Here is a 21821-nt window from a genome sequence, read left to right on the forward strand (position 1 = left end):
ATATCATCCCTTTTCACCAGTCACAGAAATTTTATACTCTTTCGTAGAGTTGTTTTTTGAGGATGCAGAGATAGTGTACAGTAAGTAGTTATTAGTGTTCAGCAGTTAAGTGTTTTAGAAATGAAAAGCATCTTCAAAAAACAATGCATTAACTTACCGAGTGCGACGTAGCAGCAGCGCGGGCAAGGGTATCATTTTTTATTTGTTGAGTATGATGTTTGTGATTGCTTTTATGAATAGCTGATGCCTTAAAATAGTGTTCAGTTTGCAGTGATCAGTATATAGAAGAATGAGTATAAAGACACAGTGGCATTGGCTATTGGTGGAAGCAATTTATAGGACGGTGCTGGCGAATGAAAAATGATACTCTTGCTGGCTTTTTAGGTTTTATAGGTGCCAGAGTAGTGTTTAATAAAGAAGAGTTTGGTCCTGTAAAATAGGTTGTATTGAAAACGGGAAGGCCCTTATAAAACCAGGGGAGTGCGCGGCTTTTTTACATAATGTTATTATAGTTGCGCAGCACTATAATGCGACATTATGTAAAGAAGCTTGGGAGAAAAAATTACCGGCGCAAGTCACGCAGTGTACGCATTATTGTTTCAATAATTGTGACGGTAATTTTTTAAGGAGCGGTGGGACTTAACGAAAGCTAAACAATCTTTATTTATTCAGCATGCTTTAATATTAAGTTTTATTTTGTATTTGAAATTTATTCCTTAATAACTTTAATTGTTTTAGAAAAACCATCAAACTCTATTTTAACAAAGTAAGTTGAAATTGAAAGGTTTGATAAGTCTAAAACTGTTTCTGTATTTTCAACTGATTTATCTAGGAGTTTTTGACCAAGCAAATTAAAGATGCTAACACTTTTGATTTCAGTTTGTGCTTTGATTGTAAAATTGTTTTTTACCGGATTGGGATAAAAATCGATATTGTCTATTTCGAATTCAGTGTTTGATAGATTGCAAGGTTGTTGCATAACTGCTACCATTTTTGACACAGAATCTGTTTGTGATAGTAGCACACATGTGTCATTGCTGGTTATCTGACAACTTAAAATATCATTATGCTGCAAACTGGCTGTAGTGAAAGTAGGTGAATTCGTTCCTACCACCTGATTATTTCTTTTCCATTCGTAGACAGGATTGGTGCCCGGGTATTGAGCAATTACAGAGAACGTATAGGTGTTGCCACTGCAAAGGACTTGATTTTGTGTAATTGATTGAAATGACAGATCCGGGTTTGGAATACCGGGTACGTTAAATACCATTAGTTGTGAAAATCCGTTAACATTTGAACAAATGGGGATGATTTCCATTTTGTATCTACTACTACATACTGTATTATCATCATTATATGGAAAAGCAAATGTGCTCTGAGGATAACTTACCGTTGTAAAAGAACCCCATGTATTGGAGGTATAGTTGTATAAACGCAGTTTATATTCCATTCCAATTTCTGAAAGCCAATTGATATTGATGTTATCATCATCTGTACTTATGACAAGATTTTCAACTCTTTCATTATAACACAATTCCGTTTGACAGTCGCTAATACAATTAGACACGGTCAGTTTATTGTTAATGGCTGCAATAGAATCAGGATGCCAATTATTACTTGTAGAACCAGCAGCATACATTATAGTACCACTTTCATAAATGTGTTGACAGCCAAAATTATGACCTAACTCGTGTGATAATACTGCTCGAGTAAAATTAGTGTTGTTTAAAATAACTCTCAATGAAGCATTTCCCGAATTAGTTAGAAGATCTTGAGGATTGCAATTTTGCATTGAATTCTGAGTTCCATATCCCCACGCTTGTGGTGTTGGGTCGTAAGAGTCCTGCCAAAACACTTTAATGTCACTTTTAATATCAAATATCTGACTATAATTTTCAAACAGAAGAAATTTACTGTTATTTGTGGTAAGGTTATTAGTTGAAGGCCAATAATTACAGTTGTTGCAGGTAAGTATATAATGTCTGTTCAATTTAAAACTTACATCATAAGCCAGTCCATTGGCAATGGTATAATTTAACTGTGTTAAGTTTAGGATTTCAAAGGTTCTATTAATGGTAGCATTTATAGAATTATAGATTGCATATAATGAATAATCTACACAGAAATTCAACTCTACAGTTTTGCAACCATCATTAGGTTGCATCAATTGGTTTCTTTCGTGATGTAAATCATGAATATTTTTATCTTCAACACGGCAACTAAGCTCGTCTTCATTAATAATATCCTCGACTTGATAGTAAACATAAACATCAGCAGAAGCGAACTTAACAAACTTATTTAGTGGTTCTATATAAAATTCATTCCCTGCGCTTTTAACGTAAAAACTGTATTGGTTTTCAAATGAAGAAAGTGCGAGTTGATGTGTAGAAGAACGGTCAGCATTGAGGAAATACTTTCCATCAAAACCTAACTCCTCTAACTTTTTATGTTCTACTGTGTTTTCTTTTTTTATAATAGCTACATAGTCATTAGAAAACAATCTGCTTTCTTGTAGTTCAAAAACATAATCTCTTTCGTAAGCCAAAGTAAATTTTTCTCCATCACCAATAGAGTTGATATCCTCACTAATTTTGATTATTTCATAGCTTTTAAAACTCTTTGATAAATCTATATCAGATGCATTCATTTTTGCAAATGAAATTTTATTTTGGGAATACATCCCGGCACAAAAAAGAATTATGTAGCAAAGTATTAACTTTTTCATCAAGTTTAGTTTTAATGGTTTGATTAGCTATGTTTTGTGTAAAAGTATAATATTTCATTAAATAAAAAAAATACTAGATTTTGCTATATGAAGGTTGAATTTTAATGGCATTTATTGTAAGCGCTAATATTGTTTTTTTTAGGTAATCATCAATTTATAAAAATATAAGTCATTGACTTTTTATAATGCTTAAAAAAAATGTTAATTAATTTTGTTAGAGAGGAATGTTATTGAAAACTAAAAATTAATGGTGATAGTTACTAAATTTCAGCAAATTGAATTGAAATTATATTGAAAGAAAAAATTTATCTTTCTAATCAAACTCTGCTATTACTTGGTTTTACTGCGAAATTTATTTTTTAATAAAAAAATTACATTTATATTTTTTTTTGTAGGAATAAATTAATTAGATTTATAAAAAAAATAAAACAGTATGCAAAAACGGATTTTTTTCGGTTGCGCCTTAGTATTGCTAATCACCCTACCTTTTCTTATATATTTTTATTACAAACAAACTGTCACTTCGGTAGTTTATGTTGATAATTTAAAGTTATTTAATGAGTTTAAGATGACGAAAGAGTTAAAGGAAAAAGGAGAAAAAGAATTGAAATTCAAAAATGACCAATTAGATTCTATACAGTTTTTATTGAAAATCGCGCCTGATGAAAGGACTAAATCATTACTGATGCAACGTCTAATAGCTAGTAAACAGGAGGTTGATGAATTTGAGAGTAATTTTACTCAGTCTAATACGGAAAGGATTTGGGGTAGAATGGCATTATACAGTAAAGAGTTCGCAGAATTAAACGATTATGATTTTATCATAAGTTCAGATGGTGGTCGAAGTTTGCTTTATGGAAAAAAAAACAAGGACGTAACATTGCTATTGTTAAACTTTATTAATAAAAAATATGAAGGTTTTCAATAGTTTTTTTTTATTCTGTATTGTTTTTGGGTTATTGTTATCGTGTAAGAATGATAAGCAGGCTATCGTATCAGATGACTCTGAAATTAGATTCAGATATTACAATCTTGAAAATCAAGGTTGGAAATCTAAAACACATTCATACAAAGTTGATAATATCAATTTTACCGCAACAGAAGTTCCAATAATATACTATCTATTAAAAGATAATCCTACTCCAAATTTATTGCAGACCGACTCGATTTATGAAGAGAATAAAAGAGAAAGAATTATTGAGTTTGTTTTTAAGGAAGAATCGGAGAATGATATATTAAAGAAGGAATATACCAATTTAGATTATCAAAAAGCGGTTGAATATATATCGTTTGCTATCCAGAAAGATTTTTTAGTTGTGACATCCAAAAACGATACTATAGAATGCTCCGGGGTTTTATTTGAAAGAAATTTTAAAGTATCGCCAGATAATAAAGTATTATTGTTTTTTTCCAATATTGACCCTAATGACAAAATACAATTAGTTTACGAAGATAATCTCTTCAGGAAAGGAGTACTAAAATTTAGATTTAAAGAACCAATATTAAACCTTTAGTTATGTTCAAAGCAATCAGAACCAGTAAAGCCACTAAGATTTTTATTTATTATTTGTCAATAATGATGTTTCTTGAGTTTACACAACCCATGAATTTGTATGCATTAACAGAGGGTCCTTCGCAACCTGAATTTAATTCGTTTACACCAATAGGTACTTCAGATATGGTTGATTTGGCCAGCGGTGATTTCAATTATAATATACCGATTATGGATGTTGGAGGATATCCTATAAATCTTGCTTATAATTCTGGCGTAACTATGGATCAAGAATCTTCATGGGTTGGATTAGGCTGGAATTTAAATGTAGGGCAAATTAACAGAAATGTTAGAGGGATACCAGATGACTTTAAGGGCGATGTGATTAAGAATGAAAATAATTTAAAGAGAAATTTGACAGTAGGTTTGAGCGGTTATATTAATCCTCAAGTTATAGGTGTTCTTGATAATGTTCCTGTTTCTGTTGGTGGAGGAATGAATGTTCAATATAATAATTATCATGGATTGTCAGCAGTGCCCTCTTATGGTGTTTCATTCAAACTTTCAGAGAGCGTTTCGGTGGGTATGCAGCTTTCCAGTTCAAATGAAACGGGGGCTAGTGTTACACCGAATGTTTCGTTAAGTCACAAGTCTTCATCAGAAAATGGCAAATTAAATTTTATTGGAACATTATCTCCAGGTATAACTTATAATTCCAGACAAGGATTGTCATCATTTAACTTATCTTCAAGTGTTGGGATTACTAAGTTTTTTAATAAAGGTGGTGGGGCAAATGTTGGTTCATCTGGTAGTGGTAGTATCTCTTTTGTAAACAATACATTTACCCCTTCAAAAAGATTAGCATTTAAAAATAATAACATTACATTTTCTATGTCTGGTGGTCCAAATTTATGGGGAGCTCACATAGAGGGGAGTATTTCTGCCTTTGCCTCTGTGCAAACATTAAAGGACAAAATAAAAAACGATGCTGCCTACGGTTATGAATTTACGGAGTATGCCTCAAAAGAAGATTTGTTGGATTTCAATAGAGAAAAAGAACTTCCAATGGTTACTAAAAACACTTTAGTTCTCCCAGTCACTAATTATACTTATGATATTTTATCTGTTCAAGGACAAGGTGTAGGGGGTACAGTTAGACCCTTTAGAGGACAAGTTGGCTTTGTTTATGATCCATTAGTTAATGATATTTCAAGTAGTAAATCTATGGGGGTAGAGATTGAAGGTGGAGCAGGAGGACATTTTGGTGCGAGTAAAAGACACTCTAATTCTAATTCATACACAGGAATTTGGAATACAGTAGCGACTCCATTCTTTAAAGAGAAAGTTTCAGGAAATAATAGAAACTATGAGCGTGTTTACTATAAAAATGTTGGTGAAACTAGAACAGATCAGGAATATCACGACTTATTTACAAGCAAGCTAGGCGGTTATAGTCCTATAACATTAAGTTTAGATGTTAATAAACAAGCAAGTAATAATTATTTCAGAAAAACTGTTAGTGATAATACCGCTAGCTTAGAATTGTCTAATACAATATTACAACCTATAAAACGAAATGAAAGGGAGAAAAGAAATCAGATTACTCAAAAAATTTCAAAAAGTGAAATTTCCAGATATAATTTACAATCGGTTATAACACCAAATTTTTATGCTAGACCACACCATACTGCAGGTTATATCATAACAGATGAAAATGGAAATAGAAATATTTACGGAGTTACTGCGTACAACAATGTTAAGGACGAGGTTACATTTGCTATTAATGAAGGGCAGCAAATTGATTATCAAAAAGGATTAGTTAATTACTATTATGGTCAAAATTCCACCTCTAATATTTCAGGAATAGATAATTATTTTAATAGAATATCTACACCAGCTTTTGCTCATACTTATTTGGTTTCTTCTATATTATCATCTGATTACGAAGATTTAACAAGGAATGGGCCTACAGATGATGACTTAGGTTCCTATACTAAATTTACATACAGAACTATTCCTAATTATAAATGGAGAGTTCCTTTTGGTGAGTATAAGGCATCCTACAATGAGGGGTTTAAAACCGATAGCAGAGATCAAAAGGCAAGTTATTTATACGGTGAAAAAGAATTAAAATATGTAACAACGATAGTTACCAAGACCCATGTTGCTTTTATAGATCTTCAAGATAGAAAAGATGGTTATGGAGTAAAAGATAAGAATGGTGGATTTCCAAATGATTTGAATAATTGCCCTAGAATGCAATCAATAAAAAGTATTCGACTATATTCTAAACCTGAAGTGATTAATTCTGCAGGAGTTGTCTTTGATCCCGCTTTATCCGGAAACGCTATAAAGCCTATAAAAACCGCTCATTTTGAGTATGATTATTCATTATGCCCAGGAATTGATAACAATAGGGATAATTATAATAATTCAAATGGTTTAGCCGGAAAATTGACCTTAAAGAAAGTTTATTTTACTTATAAGTCTTCAAATATGGGTAAATACGCCGCTTACAAATTTAATTATGAACAGACAGACCCCAATAATGACTCTAATCCCCGTTATAATCCTAAAAATTATGATGTTTGGGGTAATTTTATGGAAAACAATTCTTATACAGGAAGTACACCCAATCCTACCGAGACATCACCTCAAGAATTTCCATATGTAAATCAAAATAATGACCAGCAACAAGATACTTGGTCATCGGCATGGTCACTGACCTCTATTGAGCTTCCATCGGGAGGAAAAATTAAACTTGCTTATGAAAGTGATGATTACAAATATGTGCAAAATAAAAGAGCTCTTCAAATGTTTAAAGTTGCAGGGGTTAGTAATGAATATGAGTATTTTGATGTAGAACGGAATAAATTATATGGGGGAGTTCCTGAAGCAAAGTTTGTCGTAGTTAAACTTAATGAAGAAGATCAAGATGCCAATTTTAATGAAGATGTTATACGACAAAAATATATTGGTGAGTTGGAAGGGAAGCCAATCTATTTTAATTTTTTGCTCAATATGACTAGTGATAAATCGGACTATGTTTCTGGTTATTTCGAGATGGATGAAGAGGCTAAGGTAAGAAGGCATAGTGGTGTTAATTACTTATTTGTTCCGATGAAGCATTTAAATAGAGAGGGAAAAGTTGGGAATGGAAGTAATAAAATTAATCCGATAACTTTAGCCGGTCTGTTCTTTGGCCGAAGTAATCTTCATTATCAAGTTTATGATGTTGATTTTAGTCCGAACTCTGTTAATGTTGTCGATATAGGATGGAGTATTTTAAGTAATATGGGTGCTATGGTTGAGATTTTTATTGGTCCTAATGGTCGATTGATACAGAATTTTGATACAGCTCAACGATTTGACAAGAATAAATCATGGATTCGATTACAAGAGCCTACTGGATCAAAAATGGGAGGTGGTTGCAGAATCAAGAAAATTGAAATGTTTGATGCTTGGGATGAAATCTTAAGTATCAGCCCTTCTAGTGATGATATACAACGCTATAAGAAGAAATATGGTCAAGAATACAACTATAGTTTAGAAGACGGAACATCGAGTGGTGTTGCGACTTATGAACCTAATGTTTGTAAAGAAAACCCTTTAGTACAACCATTTTATCACAAGCCTGAAAAAATGGCAGCTGCCGTTTATCAAGAAAAGCCCTTTGGAGAGTCCTTTTTTCCAAGTCCAACAGTTACGTACAGTAAGGTCACGGTTAAGAATATCACTGCCGCTGATGATGATAATGGAACCGATGGAGACAATAATAGAAAGACAAGGTCGGGAACGGTCGTAACAAATCATTATACAAGTTATGATTTTCCAACTAAAACAGATTTTACGCCACTTGTAAATAGGATATCACAAATATACAGAAGCAATGAAAATCAAGTTTTTCAAAACATTATAAAAGGTATGTTAGGTTTAAAAGTTACTGTGAATGTTGATCTCACTATGACGCAGGGTTTTGTCATTGAGACTAATGATATGAATGGTAAAGTCAAAAAACAAGAAGTGTTTAATAAAGGTGGTGATGCAATATCAAGTGTTGAATATATTTATAGCACTGAAGAGAACGACAGAAGCACTTTGAATAGTAAGCTTACCACTATTAAAAAGAATGGAGATATCACTAATGAACATGCTATTGGAATGCATTACGACGTTGTTAATGATTTTAGAGAAAGTTATTCAAACATGAACGTGTTTGGAAAAAACGTTAACGTGGATGTATTACCTCTTGGGCCTATACCAGTAGTAATTGGAATGGGTATTCCTGAAAGGTCTAAACATACACAAATATTAAGGACAGCAGTGACCACCAAAGTAATTCATAAGACAGGGATTTTAGTTGAAAAAATTGCTAAAGATTTGGGTTCAACTGTTAAGACAAAGAATTTGGCGTGGGATGCTGAAACCGGACAAGTATTGTTAACAGAGACTATAAATGAGTTTGATGACAATTATTATACTTTTAATTTTCCTGCTTATTGGTATTATGAGAATATGGGAATGGCCTCTGAAAACATTGATATTACCGGCGTTTTCAAACATATCCCAATGCCCAATACAGGAGCGGATAAATATTTTCAGGTTTATGGTCTGTTAACCGGACAACAAATAAAAAAATATTTAAAACCCGGTGATGAAATTTTATTCAATCAGTCTAATAATTTCAGATTTTGGGTGACAGGTTATGATAGTTCCGGTAATGGTGTTAGTCTAATTAGAGCCAGCGGTCAAAAAGTGAATAACTTAAATTTTATAAGTCTGAATCCTTATCAAATTTCAAAATCGTTCAGGGTTATCAGGTCTGCTAATAAAAACAATCAAATGTCTTCGATGGCAAGCATTACATTGATGAAAAATCCTTTATTAGATTATTCAACGACAGTACCAACAGTAAAAACAAGTATAAAGGACAGTTTTGATAAAACAAATGTAAATGATCCGAGAATTATTAATTCTTCAGCTATTGAATATAAAGAAATTTGGGAATCTCAATGTGAAAATGGATTACCAGAACCTAATCAGACTAATGTTAATCCTTATTTATATAATATTAAAGGGGAGTGGAGACCGGTTAAATCATATGCCTACTTGACCAGTAGAAACGCAACTAATAATTCCAATATCAGAAAGTCTGGTTATTATGTTAAATTCAATCCTTTTTATAAGTTGAATGATGTTGCAACTACATGGGAAATAGATAGTTTGAATTGGACATTTGCTAGCGCAGTCACTAAATATAATCCATATGGTGTTGAATTAGAAAACAGGGATGCTTTAAAAAGATATTCAGCAGCACAGTATGGATATAAATATAAATTACCTGTTGCTGTAGGCTCTAATGCTAAATATAAAGAAATTGGATTTGACGGTTTTGAAGATTATTCCCTTTTAAACTTTTTAACACCGACAACTTTACGACCTCATTTTGGCTTTTCTAATCTTGTAAACCAAGATGCAAGAGTGACTAATAAAAAATCTCACACCGGCAAAAACTCAATTGTTATTAGACCACAAAGCAGCGTTCGGTTTTCGAGGAAAATGAATGGTTGTGAAGATTCAAGTAGTAATACGAACAATTAATTTGGCGTTAATTTTTAATTATGGAAAATATGAATATTAAAAATAAACTGAGTTTGCTGATTTTATTTTTTATTAGTTTTAATATAGTTGGGCAAACTAATGTAATACCAGTGGTAGTTGATTGTTATAATTTAAATTACGTTGAAAATACTGATAGATGGGCCTTATTTTGGGACAATAATAACTACAGTCAAACACAATTGTTATCTGAAGGGAATACTGCGAATTATCAATTAGGTTCAACGGCAATTAATCATATTTCCGAATCCGGATCAAGTTCCAACAGGATTCAAATTTTAACCTCTAGTGGGGTTCAAAATGAACTTTCTGCTATTGGGTATACTATGCCCAGTTTGGATAATGTATACTTTATGAGATTAGGAGGGCACTTAGCTCCTAATTTAGGGAGTGAAGAAGCGGTAAGAAAAGTTAATTTGACATTACAAAATTCTCATATTCAAACAGCATGCAGAGTAGTTTTGAAATTTGTAGAGAATGAAGATGGCGATTACATCAATCCACAATATTTCAGAATAGCTGCGAAAGTTGAATATGATGACGGTACTATAGCTGACTTACCAGCTGAAATAGAAAGTTTAGTAGTTAATCCATACAGTCCTTTGTTAGAGTATGATCTTGAATTGCCGAATGACTACTATTTTTATCAAAGAACTTATGACGTTAATTTTGCTCATTATGTTGATATGTGCAGAAATCCGGTACTTACTTTGTCATTCATGGTTTCTGATCCTGAGAGTGGTTTGTATAATTTAAATCATGGTGAGGCCTATGCTTATATTACCTCCGATTGCTATGTTTATCAAGATGTTTTCATTGATTTTGATGATAAAATATGTACGAATTATAATTATACTTTGCTTGAGCCAAATTTTGGTGTTAACAATCAAAATCCTGATAGTGTTATAACTTGGCTTGTCAAAGGCATAGCGAATGGTGTTATGGAAGTTTTACAGCAAGGTGATAATGATTATACTTTTACAATTCCCGGAGATTACGTTATCATTTATACTGTTACTAATCCAAATTTTCAAGATTGTGAATTAGAGATGAGATATTATTTTACAGTTTATAATTGTGAAAATACTTCGGAGTGTGATGATTGCAGTTCTTTTAATTTGGAAAATGATAAAAAGTATGTGATATCAGCCTGGGTTAACGTTATGGAAGATAGCGAGGATGATTATGTAAAAGTTAATGGTGTTATGAACTATAACGAAGCTTATATAGTATTAAAGTTTTTAGATCTAAGCGGTAGTGCTATAGGTAGTCCATTGACTTTTCATACCAGTGGTGAAATTATAGATGGGTGGCAAAGAATCTTGGGAGAATTTGTTACTCCTACCAATGCTGAAGATATGAGTTTTGATTTAGTTAATAATTATGATGGGTTGAGTGTTTTTTTTGACGATATCAGGGTTCATCCATTTAATGGAAACCTCAAATCGTTTGTTTATGATCAGGAAACTCAAAAGTTGATGGCTGAGTTAGATGAAAATAATTATGCAACCTTTTATGAATATGATAAAGAAGGCGGGTTAGTAAGAGTTAAAAAAGAAACAGAGAAGGGTGTTTTTACCATTCAAGAGACACGGTCAAGTACCATTAAAAGAGATTAATCATGGGTATATATTTTAAGACTTATTTTTTTCTGAGTGTACTGCTTTTCTCTGGTATATCATTTGAAAATGTTTGTATTTCAAATTCAGATGATAAGAAAGCTGTGGTTAATATTTTAAAGAAAAGTAATAGTTACTATCAAGGTAAAAATAAATTTCAGCTTAATACAACTTACAAAATATATGCAACCAAAAGTTCTAAGCAAGTAAAGGATAGTTTTAAAGGGTTATTTGCATGCAATAATGATCGCACTTATGCTAAAATTAATCAAACAGAATTTATTATTTCGTCCGATTTGAGTTTAAAAATCGATAATGAATCCAAATTGATTCAGTTCTCAAAAAATGAGCTTGATAAAGATTTAAAAGTTTATGATTTAGAGAAGTATTGCAGTTATTATAACGGATTTAAACTTACTGAGACTGAGAAAGAATGGATTTGTACTTTGACAACTGCTGCTTTTTCCTTTGTACCCTATTCTAAGGTTGTAATTTATATCAATAAAGCTAACTACAATGTGAGTAAACAAATCTTATATATAATTAGCGCTGTAGAGTATAAAGATAGTGATGGTAAAATGAAAATTGATTACCCAAGACTTGAAATAGAGTTTGATAATCTTAAAACGGTAATTGATAATGAAAATGTTTTTAACATAGATAGTTATATACTGTTAAAAAACGGAAAATATTATCCGTCAAAAAAATATAACACTTACAAAGTAATTGATTAACTTAATATTCAGACGATTATGCCAAAAGCTGCAATCAATATTCTAGGAATCTGGAAGATAGTATTTTTTACTATTTTATTTTTAAATTTTTCTATTCTTGAAGCTAAAGAAAAAAAATGGGAACAACAGATTAGTGGTTCTCAGATTCAAACCGGTTCAGTTATATCTATATTCGATCCAGAAATTGCAATGACAAATACTAATTCTGTTAGTAAAAGGACATTCATTGAAATAAAAATAGATGATTTTGAAGCTCCTTATTATTGGTATGAATGCGAGTTGAAATTGAGAATTACACCAATTTTAGACAATGGTAATCCTTCATCAACATATGATATTGGGCTGATGGTGCAAAACAATCATTATGGAAATTTTGGAAATTTTGTTGATTTAAATAAGCATCTAGTGGTTCAAGGATTAAGAGGTGCTATTGTTGAAGTCATTAGTTTTACTGTTTTAAACAAAGACACTAATACCAATGAAAATTCAGTGCCAGATAATGTTCATATGATTGTTTCATTTGAAACAGAAAGGTATTATGATTTATCCGCTACAAGTATACCAGTATTACAACCTTATGCATTATTAAATTCAACAAACAATACCTTAAATATTTCATGGCAGAATATTCCTGAGGCGGAAGCCTATGAGTTAGAATGGACTTGGGTAGATAATTTTGGATTAACTTTATCAAGTGTTTTACAACCTCATCAAATTGCATTATCTCGAAGAGAATTTGAATTGAATAACACTAGGATTCAAACAGCAAATATTACTTATTCCATTCCATTAGTTTATGATAAGGGATACATAGTTTATAGAGTTAGACCAATTGGTAGATTTCTTGCAGACACTTCTAAAAAGTATGAAGGGCTTTGGAGTATGGATGCGCCCACTGTGCAGACAGTATCAGATTGGGGTGATTTCATTGAGGTAACCAATCATAATAACATAAACTGGCAGTTTCAATCTTCCTATGCAGAAAACGGTAAGAAAAAAGAGGTTGTTTCTTATTTTGATGGGTCGCTAAGAAATAGGCAAACTGTAACCAGAATAAATACAAATGATAAAGTTATTGTGGGCGAGGTGGTTTATGATGAAGAGGGTAGACCGGCGGTTGAAGTATTACCCGTACCTACTGAAGGAACAAAAATTGAATATTATCCAGATTTTAATAGAAATACAGATGAAAAAGTTTATTCTTATCAGGATCTGGATTCTATTAGTCAAAATTGTAATATTGTTGCAGACGGCATGTCTAAGATTTCTGGGGCGAGTAAATATTATTCTTCTAATAATAGTGTTGAAAATAGTTATCAAGATTTTGTTCCTGTTGCGCATAGATATCCATTTTCGCAAACTGAATACGAATTAGATAATACAGGTAGGGTTAAGAAAAAAGGAGGTTTAGGACCTGACCATCAATTAGGCAGTAACCATGAAATGAAATATTTTTATTCGGTGCCCACTCAGGAAGAACTTAACCGATTATTTGGTTACAGTGTTGGTTTTGTTTCTCATTATAAAAAGAATATTGTAGTTGATCCTAATGGTCAAGCGAGTGTTAGTTATCTTGACCCACAAGGGAGAACCATTGCAACAGGTTTGAGCAGTGGAACGCCAACAAATTTATCACCGCTAGAAGATGAAGGAAATTCATCTCTTCATACTAGAGTAACTACGGATTTGTTGAATAAGCTTTCAGTAGATGATACTGACACATCTCTAGATAATAACACTAAATATCTTTCAAGTAGCTATTGGAGTAATTATTTTGATGGTTTGAAATACGAGGCTCAAAAGGTATTTATTACCTCTGGAGGTTATGATTTTTACTATAAAATGAATAAACCGGATGCTTTTTCTATCAATTGTGGAAATGAAACTTACAACTATCCTTTTATTTATAAACTCAAATTAGATGTTACTGATGATTGTGGGGTTTTGAAAAATCCATATAATACTTTCAATATAACAGGTAATGATATTACAATTGTTCCTGATGTCGAAGCAACTTTACAGGATGAATCTACAATAATTATAGGTGATTATGACACAATTCCCGATGATCCTAATACTCCTGCATTTGATCCGGGGATTGAATTAGTTAGTGCCAATCAAAATAGTATTTTTGATAGTCCCGGCTCCCCGGCGATAACTTTTACTGTCAACAATCAGTCCATTAGAGCATATGGTATATCCAAGAAGCTTGATATAGATCAAATTGCACTGGAATTATTTGCTAATGATTACATCAGAAGAGGTATTCTTGCCGGTTGTATTTTAGGTCCTCAAGATCCTGTTATTGACTCGACAGGTTGTTTCTACAGTTGTGCTGATTGTGAAAATCATTTCAATAATTTACAATTTGTAGTTGGGGAAACACCTTATACAGGTAAAAATGCCTATGTACAACAAATGTTGTCTACCAATTTTGATTTATTGCAAATTGAAGATGTATTATCTTTAGAATATTCGACACTCAGAGAAATGTTAATTGCCAGATATGAAAGAGAGTGGGATTTATATATCATTGGCTGTAATGAACCATGTAATAATGGCACTACTAATCAAGGAGTAATTTCAAGTTCTATATCGTGTGAAAATAATCTTGAAGTTTTGAGATCTGATATGCTTCCAAGCGGACAGTATGGTATATTTATATCGGATATTGATAGTAATGGGGATGTAGTTAGTGATTCCGCTAGCACTTCAACTTCAATTCCTGATCTTGTATCTAATAATCCGCTCACTGTATATAATGATGACACTACATTTAATCGAATCTATTCAATTGTACCGGGTACCAATCAAACTCAAATAAATTGGAGACATCCGCATTATTTTGATGCAGATCAAATTATTACTGCTCTCAATCCTAACGCAGTTAATGATGATTACAAACATTATTTTACTGAAACAGGAGAAATAGATTATGTAATTATAACTTTAGATGAAGAGACAGAAACTTTTAATCCTCCGTTACTGAGTAATGTTGTTTATGGTCCAAATAATCAGACCAATATACATGCTATTCCAGTAGATGCGGAGGCAGGTATTTATAAAGTTGAACCGCAGTATTTAGCCAATGTGGAAGATTTTGTTAATCTTATTAACTCAAGAGATCATTGGTCTCAATCATTGGTAAAATACCATCCTGAATTTCATTATTTAGATTACCAATATAAAACCTGTAAAATGACGCTTACCACTGGTGCATTTAGTATCGATGCCGGTGATAGTCAAGATGAAATCACTTTAAATTCAGATGGTTTTGATATGTTGTTGGGAAGTAAAAGTACTTTTCAAGAAGCTTTCGACGCCGGTTTTTTTAGTAGTAAAACCGCATTCTTTGATAATGACCCGTTTTTTCAAATTCCTCATGAGTTTGATGGTTTTGTACACACTGTTACCAATGAGAATGATCCAGATGTTGAAACCGATACACTTGTTTCTAAACTTGATATGCTTCAGGTTAAAAGGGCTATAATGTATCAGGCACTCAAAAAGGATAATGACCCACTGACCACTAGTATAACTAACATTTCTTTGGGTAGTGATTTTGTAACGACAACTACTCCAGAATTACAAAAAGGTTATGATGATACCAATTATGAACTTGCTGTTTATGTTTATAGAGTCTCGTTTTGTAATGCACCAGGTTTTACTTGTTCTATCACAAACTTTACTGATGTAATCAATTCTGTTAGTACAATGGTGCCAACTCAACAAGATTTGTTTTGGAGGAACTATGTATCTTATTATATTGGTTTAAAGCAAAAAATTCAACATGTTTTTATCAATTTATATGCTGCTAGGCAAGGATTTTATAATGATTGTATTGGGAATAACGGAAATCAAAATCTGAACAAAATTAAAACTATTATTAATGATTATCCCAAGGCTAAAAATAGAGTAGGTGGTTGGATTATTCAACCATCTCCAAATTTACATTCTGAAAACCGACTATTATTGAGAGATAATATTAAGAGGTTTATTCCTTATGATGGTTCTCATGATTCGACAAGTTCAGCTCAACAGATTTATGAAGATATGATGGATACTACCGGTACTCAAAATTACTTGGATACAGGAGTTTGTCCGATGGTGAGAGATTTACAAATTTTCCTAAATAATGCCCCAAGCAGACCGGGAATGGATCAAGTTTTTCAAGGTAGTAGTAGTCCGACCCCAACCCCAATCGTAAACTTTATTACACCAGACTTACTTGAAGCTATAGGAGGTAATTACAGTAATGAATTAACCATTTCCGGTAGTGTTAGTGGGCAGACTTTAAGTTTAAATTTTGCACAAGGACTAGGGGTTACCATAGCCCCTATTACATTGACATTGCCAACAAATTCGTATACTGGTAGTGGATGGAGTGCTTTTGGTTATAACACTACATCAACATGGGTAATTACAGAAATGCACCATTTAACTTTTGATCATTATGATACTTCTGTACCAGGACTTGTGATAAGTCACTTCTCTGTGGTAGCAAAAATTGTAAGTACTGACCCAGCCGTTACTAATACGACTTATCCTTTTAGGGAAATAATTTTAACAGGAACGGTTAAAGCTATTTTGACCTGTACATCAAATTCTTCTGATTTAGTGGATGGAAGTAATACAAATCCAATTTATCTGGATCCAAGCAATTCATTTGATTGTAATAAAAAGGAATTGTTTGCTAATGGGTTGAAGGATTTGATAGTTGGATTACAAGCTGCTAATCAGGTTAATAACAATTATTTTATTACTAATTTTGCCCCTTTTACTTCTAATTATCTTTATTCCTATTTTGGTGTTAGACCGGGAGATTCCGTTGAATGGAAAGGATTTGGAGGTACGTCTCAATCATACGAATTATATATAAATACTATTTTGAGGTTTACAATTTCTTCAAATAGTACTTTATCAAATGGCTGGTTGGGGCATCCTTTAGTTTCTATTGGAATTGATAATGTATATTTAGGAGGACTAACCGGTCTTCCACTTTCCTCAATTGCTATTCCCGGTGTTTCCTCCGGGCATAATTTTCATGCTACGCTAGAAACCTCGCCAGATACTTTTGTACAAATTGTAGGGGATATTTTTAGAGGAGGTGCTTCAGGAGCCTATGGAGGTAAAGCACCTTTATATTTTGAATGTTGTTCTCCATGTGGTGAATGGGATTATGATGGTGATGGTAGGGGAGATGATGGTTTTTTTGGCGAAAACAGTTGTGATAGATGTGATAATAGGGATAATCCACAGGATGCTTGTACTTATACTGTATGTGAACCAATTAATACAGATACTGACAGCGATAGTATTGATGATGCTTGTGATAATTGTGTCGGTACTGCCAACTATAATCAGAATAATTTTGATGGTGATCATTATGGTGATTTGTGTGATAGTAACCCAGATTATGGGATGTGTTTCAATGATGATAATGGTGTTAAAGCAGCATTTGAAGCAAGATTGAAGAGTGCTATAAATGGTATAATTGGTGATACTTCCGTTGTTAACAGTAACGGCTTTTCGGGAATTGTGTCAATAAATGACGTATCCAATTTAGCCCAACCGTCCGGTTTTCATTTACCTTTTTGTTTTTCACGTGTATCTGGTGGAGTTATTCAGGAACCGGTTGTTTTAGCGAGTTTCAGGTATAAAAAAGTTAATAATTTCCCTATGGTAATGCGTTGGCATAGTGATAGTAATCCAAATTCATATAATAGTGGAACTTATTATGATATCATGTTTCTGGGAGAGCCTGAGTTTGAAAGTAATGTTTTAAGCATCTCTCAAGTGGCGATTTTACCTGCTAATAATCCTTATACAGATGCTTCAAATGAAGTATTAATCAGAGGAAGTTATGAGAATAATACTCAGTTTGAGATTACCATACCAATTAAGGTGCAAAGAGTTTCACCTGAATTAGGAGCTTTCAGTGAAAATATATGTGAGTTTTTAAGAAGTAGCGATATCAACACAACCTTAAGTCCTGTTGTAGCACCTATTGGTGACTATACTTGTAATTGTATTCCGCAAGTCCCAATTATATGCTCGAGTAGTGATATGTATTTCCTTTATCTTCAAAAGAAAAATGATTTTCCAGCATTGGCACTTACATCATATACGTTAGAAGAATTTGCGAATTTGAACTTGCAATTTATTACAGAGGGGTATTTAGATTATTTACTAGCATTAAATATTGATTCTACAGATGACCCTTATTATTTGACCCTAGCAGGATTTGGAGCCACAGTATTGAACTATGGTTTTAACGATTATGAAACAGTTATTACACAATTTCAACAATATGTAGGTTCTATGAATGGTTCAAATTTTACACCATTCACAGTCCTAAATGGTGAGGGAGAAACAATAGAGGTAAATAGTTGGGGTCAATTTGCTAACTATTTTCTACAGCATAATCCTGATATTTGCCCCCCTCAGCCAATGATTCCTATAATAGAAGCTACAGTGGTTATGGAAAACCCGTGTATTGATTTTCTGTTTAATGCTGCTGAAACCTATAATAGTGAAGCTTATGCGGCTTACATAAGTGCTTTAAAATTAGCCTTTAAGAAAGCATATCTTGAAGAAGGTCTTGGAGAAGTTATTGAAAACTTGACGATGACATATGATGATAAAGAATATCAATATACTTTATATTATTATGATCAAGGTGGTAATTTAATTCAAACAGTTGCTCCAGAGGGTATAGATAGACTAAACTTAGATGTTGCTCAAAACGATATAATTGATAATTCTAGGATTAATGATAATGAAAATGGCTTATTACCAAGCCATACTTTCAAGACTAAATACAGATATAATTCCTTAAACCAATTAGTTTGGCAATCCACTCCTGATGGAGGAGAAACAAGATTTGCCTATGATGGACTAGGGAGAATAGTAGCATCACAAAATGATAAACAGCGAAATCCTCAAATTGAGATAAACCCATCTTTGAATCTTCAATCCCATTTGACTAGTGGTTTTAATACTGTTTTCAATAGTTCATCATCTTTTGATTGGAAGTATGCAGGAGGTATATCTATGGGTACTGTTGGTTCAAGCGGATATGCTGAGCATACTATTATCATCGACGATCTTCACCCCATTCGTACGACAGAACAAATTATTTTTGGTTTATCTTATTCAAATTCAGTAGATAATGATAATGTATATTATGGCTTCTACTATATGGATAATGGTCAGTTTACTTTGAGAAGTGGACTTGAAAATTATGGGCCAACCTATACTTTGGCTAATGGCGATAAATTTAAGATTGAAAGAATAAATGAAAAAGTTAGGTTCTATCAAAATGGCGTATTACTTCATGAGATAGTAGATCCCGAACCAGGGGTATTAACCATCGTAGATTTTGCGATAAAAAACCCAGGTTCTATGCTTAATAACATAAAAATTGTTAATTATAAAAATTTTGATTTTAGTTATACTTGTTATGATAAATTAGGAAGAATTGTAGAAGCGGGTCAATTATTAACTGATCAACTCAGTACTTTTATAAATGATGATGGAAGGTTAGTAGATGATAATAACGATTTAGTTGGCGTAGATTCAATTGTCGATAATTATCCACATAATATTTCGAAAAATCAAATAGAAGTCACTAAAACGTTATATGATTCTTATGAACCTTTTAATCCTAATAGTTATCTAACTGCTCAATCTATAAGAAATACAAGAAATAGGGTTACGGCGATTTTAACTTTTGCTAAAACAATTGTTTCAACACCACTGACTGAGAATGAAACTGCTATTTTCTATAATTATGATATACATGGAAATGTTGATGAAATGGCACAAAGGGTTAGCCCTGACATACTTTATGTAGATGCCTATCCTTCAGGAGTGGTAAAAAGAGTGAATTATGAGTATGATTTGATTAGTGGAAATGTTAACAAAGTAATTTATCAGAAAGGAGTTGATAAAGATCAATTTATTCATAAATATAATTATGATGCAGATAATAGAATTACCGCTGTTGAGACTTCAAGAGATAATGTGATTTGGGAGAAAGATGCTACCTATGAATATTATGACCATGGGCCATTAGCAAGAGTTATTACCGGGGATAAGAAAGTGCAAGGAACAGATTATGCTTATACTATTCAAGGTTGGATTAAAACGGTTAATTCTGAGAATCTTTCCAATAGTAACAAAGACATGGGGAATGATGGACAACATGTTTCTAAAGATGCTTATGGATACTCACTTACTTATTTTGACAGTGATTATAAAGCAAGACATTTAGGTTCAAATGAAGGATATTATATTTCGAATAATGCACCAACTCAAGGGGGTAACTTATTTAACGGAAATATTAATCGCATGATTACATCGGTTAGAGGCATTAAAGAAGAAATTCTTCCTACTCAAATTAACTTATACACATATGATCAGTTGAATAGGATATTTTCTTTGCGATCAAAGAGTGGAATACAGGTTAATGACACTTTTCCCTATGATGATAGCTATCATAGTGATTACACTTATGACAGAAATGGTAATTTAAAGACCTTAAAACGTTCTGCACCTCTCTCAGCAGATGCCTATGCGACCGAGATGGATGACTTTTCATATCATTATATTTCCTCAACAAATCAATTGTCTTTTATTAAAGATAATGTTTCGGAAAATACTTTTTCTGATGATATTGATAATCAATTGGATAATAATTATCATTATGATGAAATAGGTCAGCTTATAAAGGATGAAGCAGAAAAAATTGATAAAATTGATTGGAGAGTGGATGGAAAAGTGAAAAGTATAGAAAAAAATTCAGGTTCATTATTTATTAACTTTTTTTATGATGGTTTAGGGAATAGGGTTGCTAAGCAGGTAACATCGGGAGAAAATAGTACACTCACAACGCATTATACCAGAGATGCTCAAGGAAATGTCATGGGAGTTTATAGTTTGATTTCGGCTCCTGATAAGAAGATAGAGTATAATTTATCGGAACATCACATTTATGGTAGCAGTCGTTTAGGTTTACAACAGTATGAATTTTTTAAAGCTCCTAAATATTTTTACAGATTGGTAGGAGATAAGCGCTATGAATTAACTAACCATCTTGGGAATGTTTTAAGTGTTATAAACGATAGGAAAATAGTAAATACAGACGTAAATTTATTGCACAGTGATTTCTTTAATGAAAGTTCATTATGGAGTAGATTTAATATGGCAGAGGCATATATTACAAGTGAAAGAGAATTAGAGGTGCTTGTTTATGGTGACAATTCGGGTTGCAAACGAGATTTTTCCTTTGAGAGTAATGCACCAATTACTTTTCAGTTGAAAGTAAATAGACCTGATAATTTTCCTTCTAATACTCCTATTACATTTGCGGTCAGAAACCCTTCCGATGATAGTATAATTTGGAGTACTTTAGTGCCTGAATCAGGTATTATTGCCCATAATTTTACTACGACTTACTCAGGAGATTATAGAATCACAGTTACAACTAATGGACAATTAGGAGAAACGGTCATTTTTACCATGGATGACTTTTATGTCTATCAATTACCGACATCAAATACAGACTATTTATCTTTGTATTTACCAGACGTTCTTAATTATAATGATTACTATCCTTTCGGAAGCCTAGT

7 protein-coding genes are annotated in these 21821 nt (G+C 32.5%); 6 read left to right on the forward strand and 1 reads right to left on the reverse strand.

What is annotated here, in order from left to right; all coding sequences use genetic code 11:
* Positions 1-709: 709 nt before the first annotated feature.
* Positions 710-2725: a zinc-dependent metalloprotease gene (locus tag ACK4R1_RS09650; RefSeq protein WP_409686296.1), complete on the reverse strand. Its 2016-nt coding sequence runs from the start codon at positions 2723-2725 to the stop codon at positions 710-712.
* A 433-nt stretch (positions 2726-3158) separates the two neighbouring features.
* Here ACK4R1_RS09650 and ACK4R1_RS09655 point away from each other — a divergent pair, with 433 nt between their 5' ends.
* From ACK4R1_RS09655 to ACK4R1_RS09680, 6 genes are all read left to right on the forward strand, one after another.
* A complete protein-coding gene (locus ACK4R1_RS09655; protein ID WP_409686298.1) occupies positions 3159-3653 on the forward strand; it encodes a hypothetical protein in 495 nt (164 codons plus the stop codon).
* Positions 3637-4239: a hypothetical protein gene (locus ACK4R1_RS09660; protein WP_409686300.1), complete on the forward strand. Its 603-nt coding sequence runs from the start codon at positions 3637-3639 to the stop codon at positions 4237-4239. The genes ACK4R1_RS09655 and ACK4R1_RS09660 overlap by 17 nt, the downstream gene beginning before the upstream one ends.
* Positions 4240-4241: 2 nt before the next feature.
* The gene (locus ACK4R1_RS09665; protein WP_409686302.1) at positions 4242-9818 is read left to right on the forward strand and encodes a hypothetical protein; all 5577 of its coding nucleotides are present in this window, start codon (positions 4242-4244) and stop codon (positions 9816-9818) included.
* Positions 9819-9838: 20 nt separating this feature from the next.
* Positions 9839-11455: a hypothetical protein gene (locus tag ACK4R1_RS09670; RefSeq protein WP_409686304.1), complete on the forward strand. Its 1617-nt coding sequence runs from the start codon at positions 9839-9841 to the stop codon at positions 11453-11455.
* A 2-nt stretch (positions 11456-11457) separates the two neighbouring features.
* Entirely contained in the window at positions 11458-12189 is a 732-nt protein-coding gene (locus ACK4R1_RS09675) for a hypothetical protein (RefSeq protein WP_409686306.1), read from the forward strand.
* 18 nt (positions 12190-12207) lie between these two features.
* Positions 12208-21821, forward strand: a 9614-nt coding sequence (locus ACK4R1_RS09680; protein WP_409686308.1) for a DUF6443 domain-containing protein, incomplete at its 3' end; no start/stop codon positions are given.

Origin of the sequence: Flavobacterium sp. (genome assembly GCF_046293665.1) — a bacterium.
GTDB lineage: Bacteria > Bacteroidota > Bacteroidia > Flavobacteriales > Flavobacteriaceae > Flavobacterium.

Bases quoted from the DNA above. Each gene is read 5' to 3' on its own strand.
- ACK4R1_RS09675 (WP_409686306.1), top strand. From the start codon at position 11,458: ATGGGTATATATTTTAAGACTTATTTTTTTCTGAGTGTACTGCTTTTC.
- ACK4R1_RS09650 (WP_409686296.1), bottom strand. From the start codon at position 2,725: ATGAAAAAGTTAATACTTTGCTACATAATTCTTTTTTGTGCCGGGATG.
- ACK4R1_RS09665 (WP_409686302.1), top strand. From the start codon at position 4,242: ATGTTCAAAGCAATCAGAACCAGTAAAGCCACTAAGATTTTTATTTAT.
- ACK4R1_RS09660 (WP_409686300.1), top strand. From the start codon at position 3,637: ATGAAGGTTTTCAATAGTTTTTTTTTATTCTGTATTGTTTTTGGGTTA.
- ACK4R1_RS09655 (WP_409686298.1), top strand. From the start codon at position 3,159: ATGCAAAAACGGATTTTTTTCGGTTGCGCCTTAGTATTGCTAATCACC.
- ACK4R1_RS09670 (WP_409686304.1), top strand. From the start codon at position 9,839: ATGGAAAATATGAATATTAAAAATAAACTGAGTTTGCTGATTTTATTT.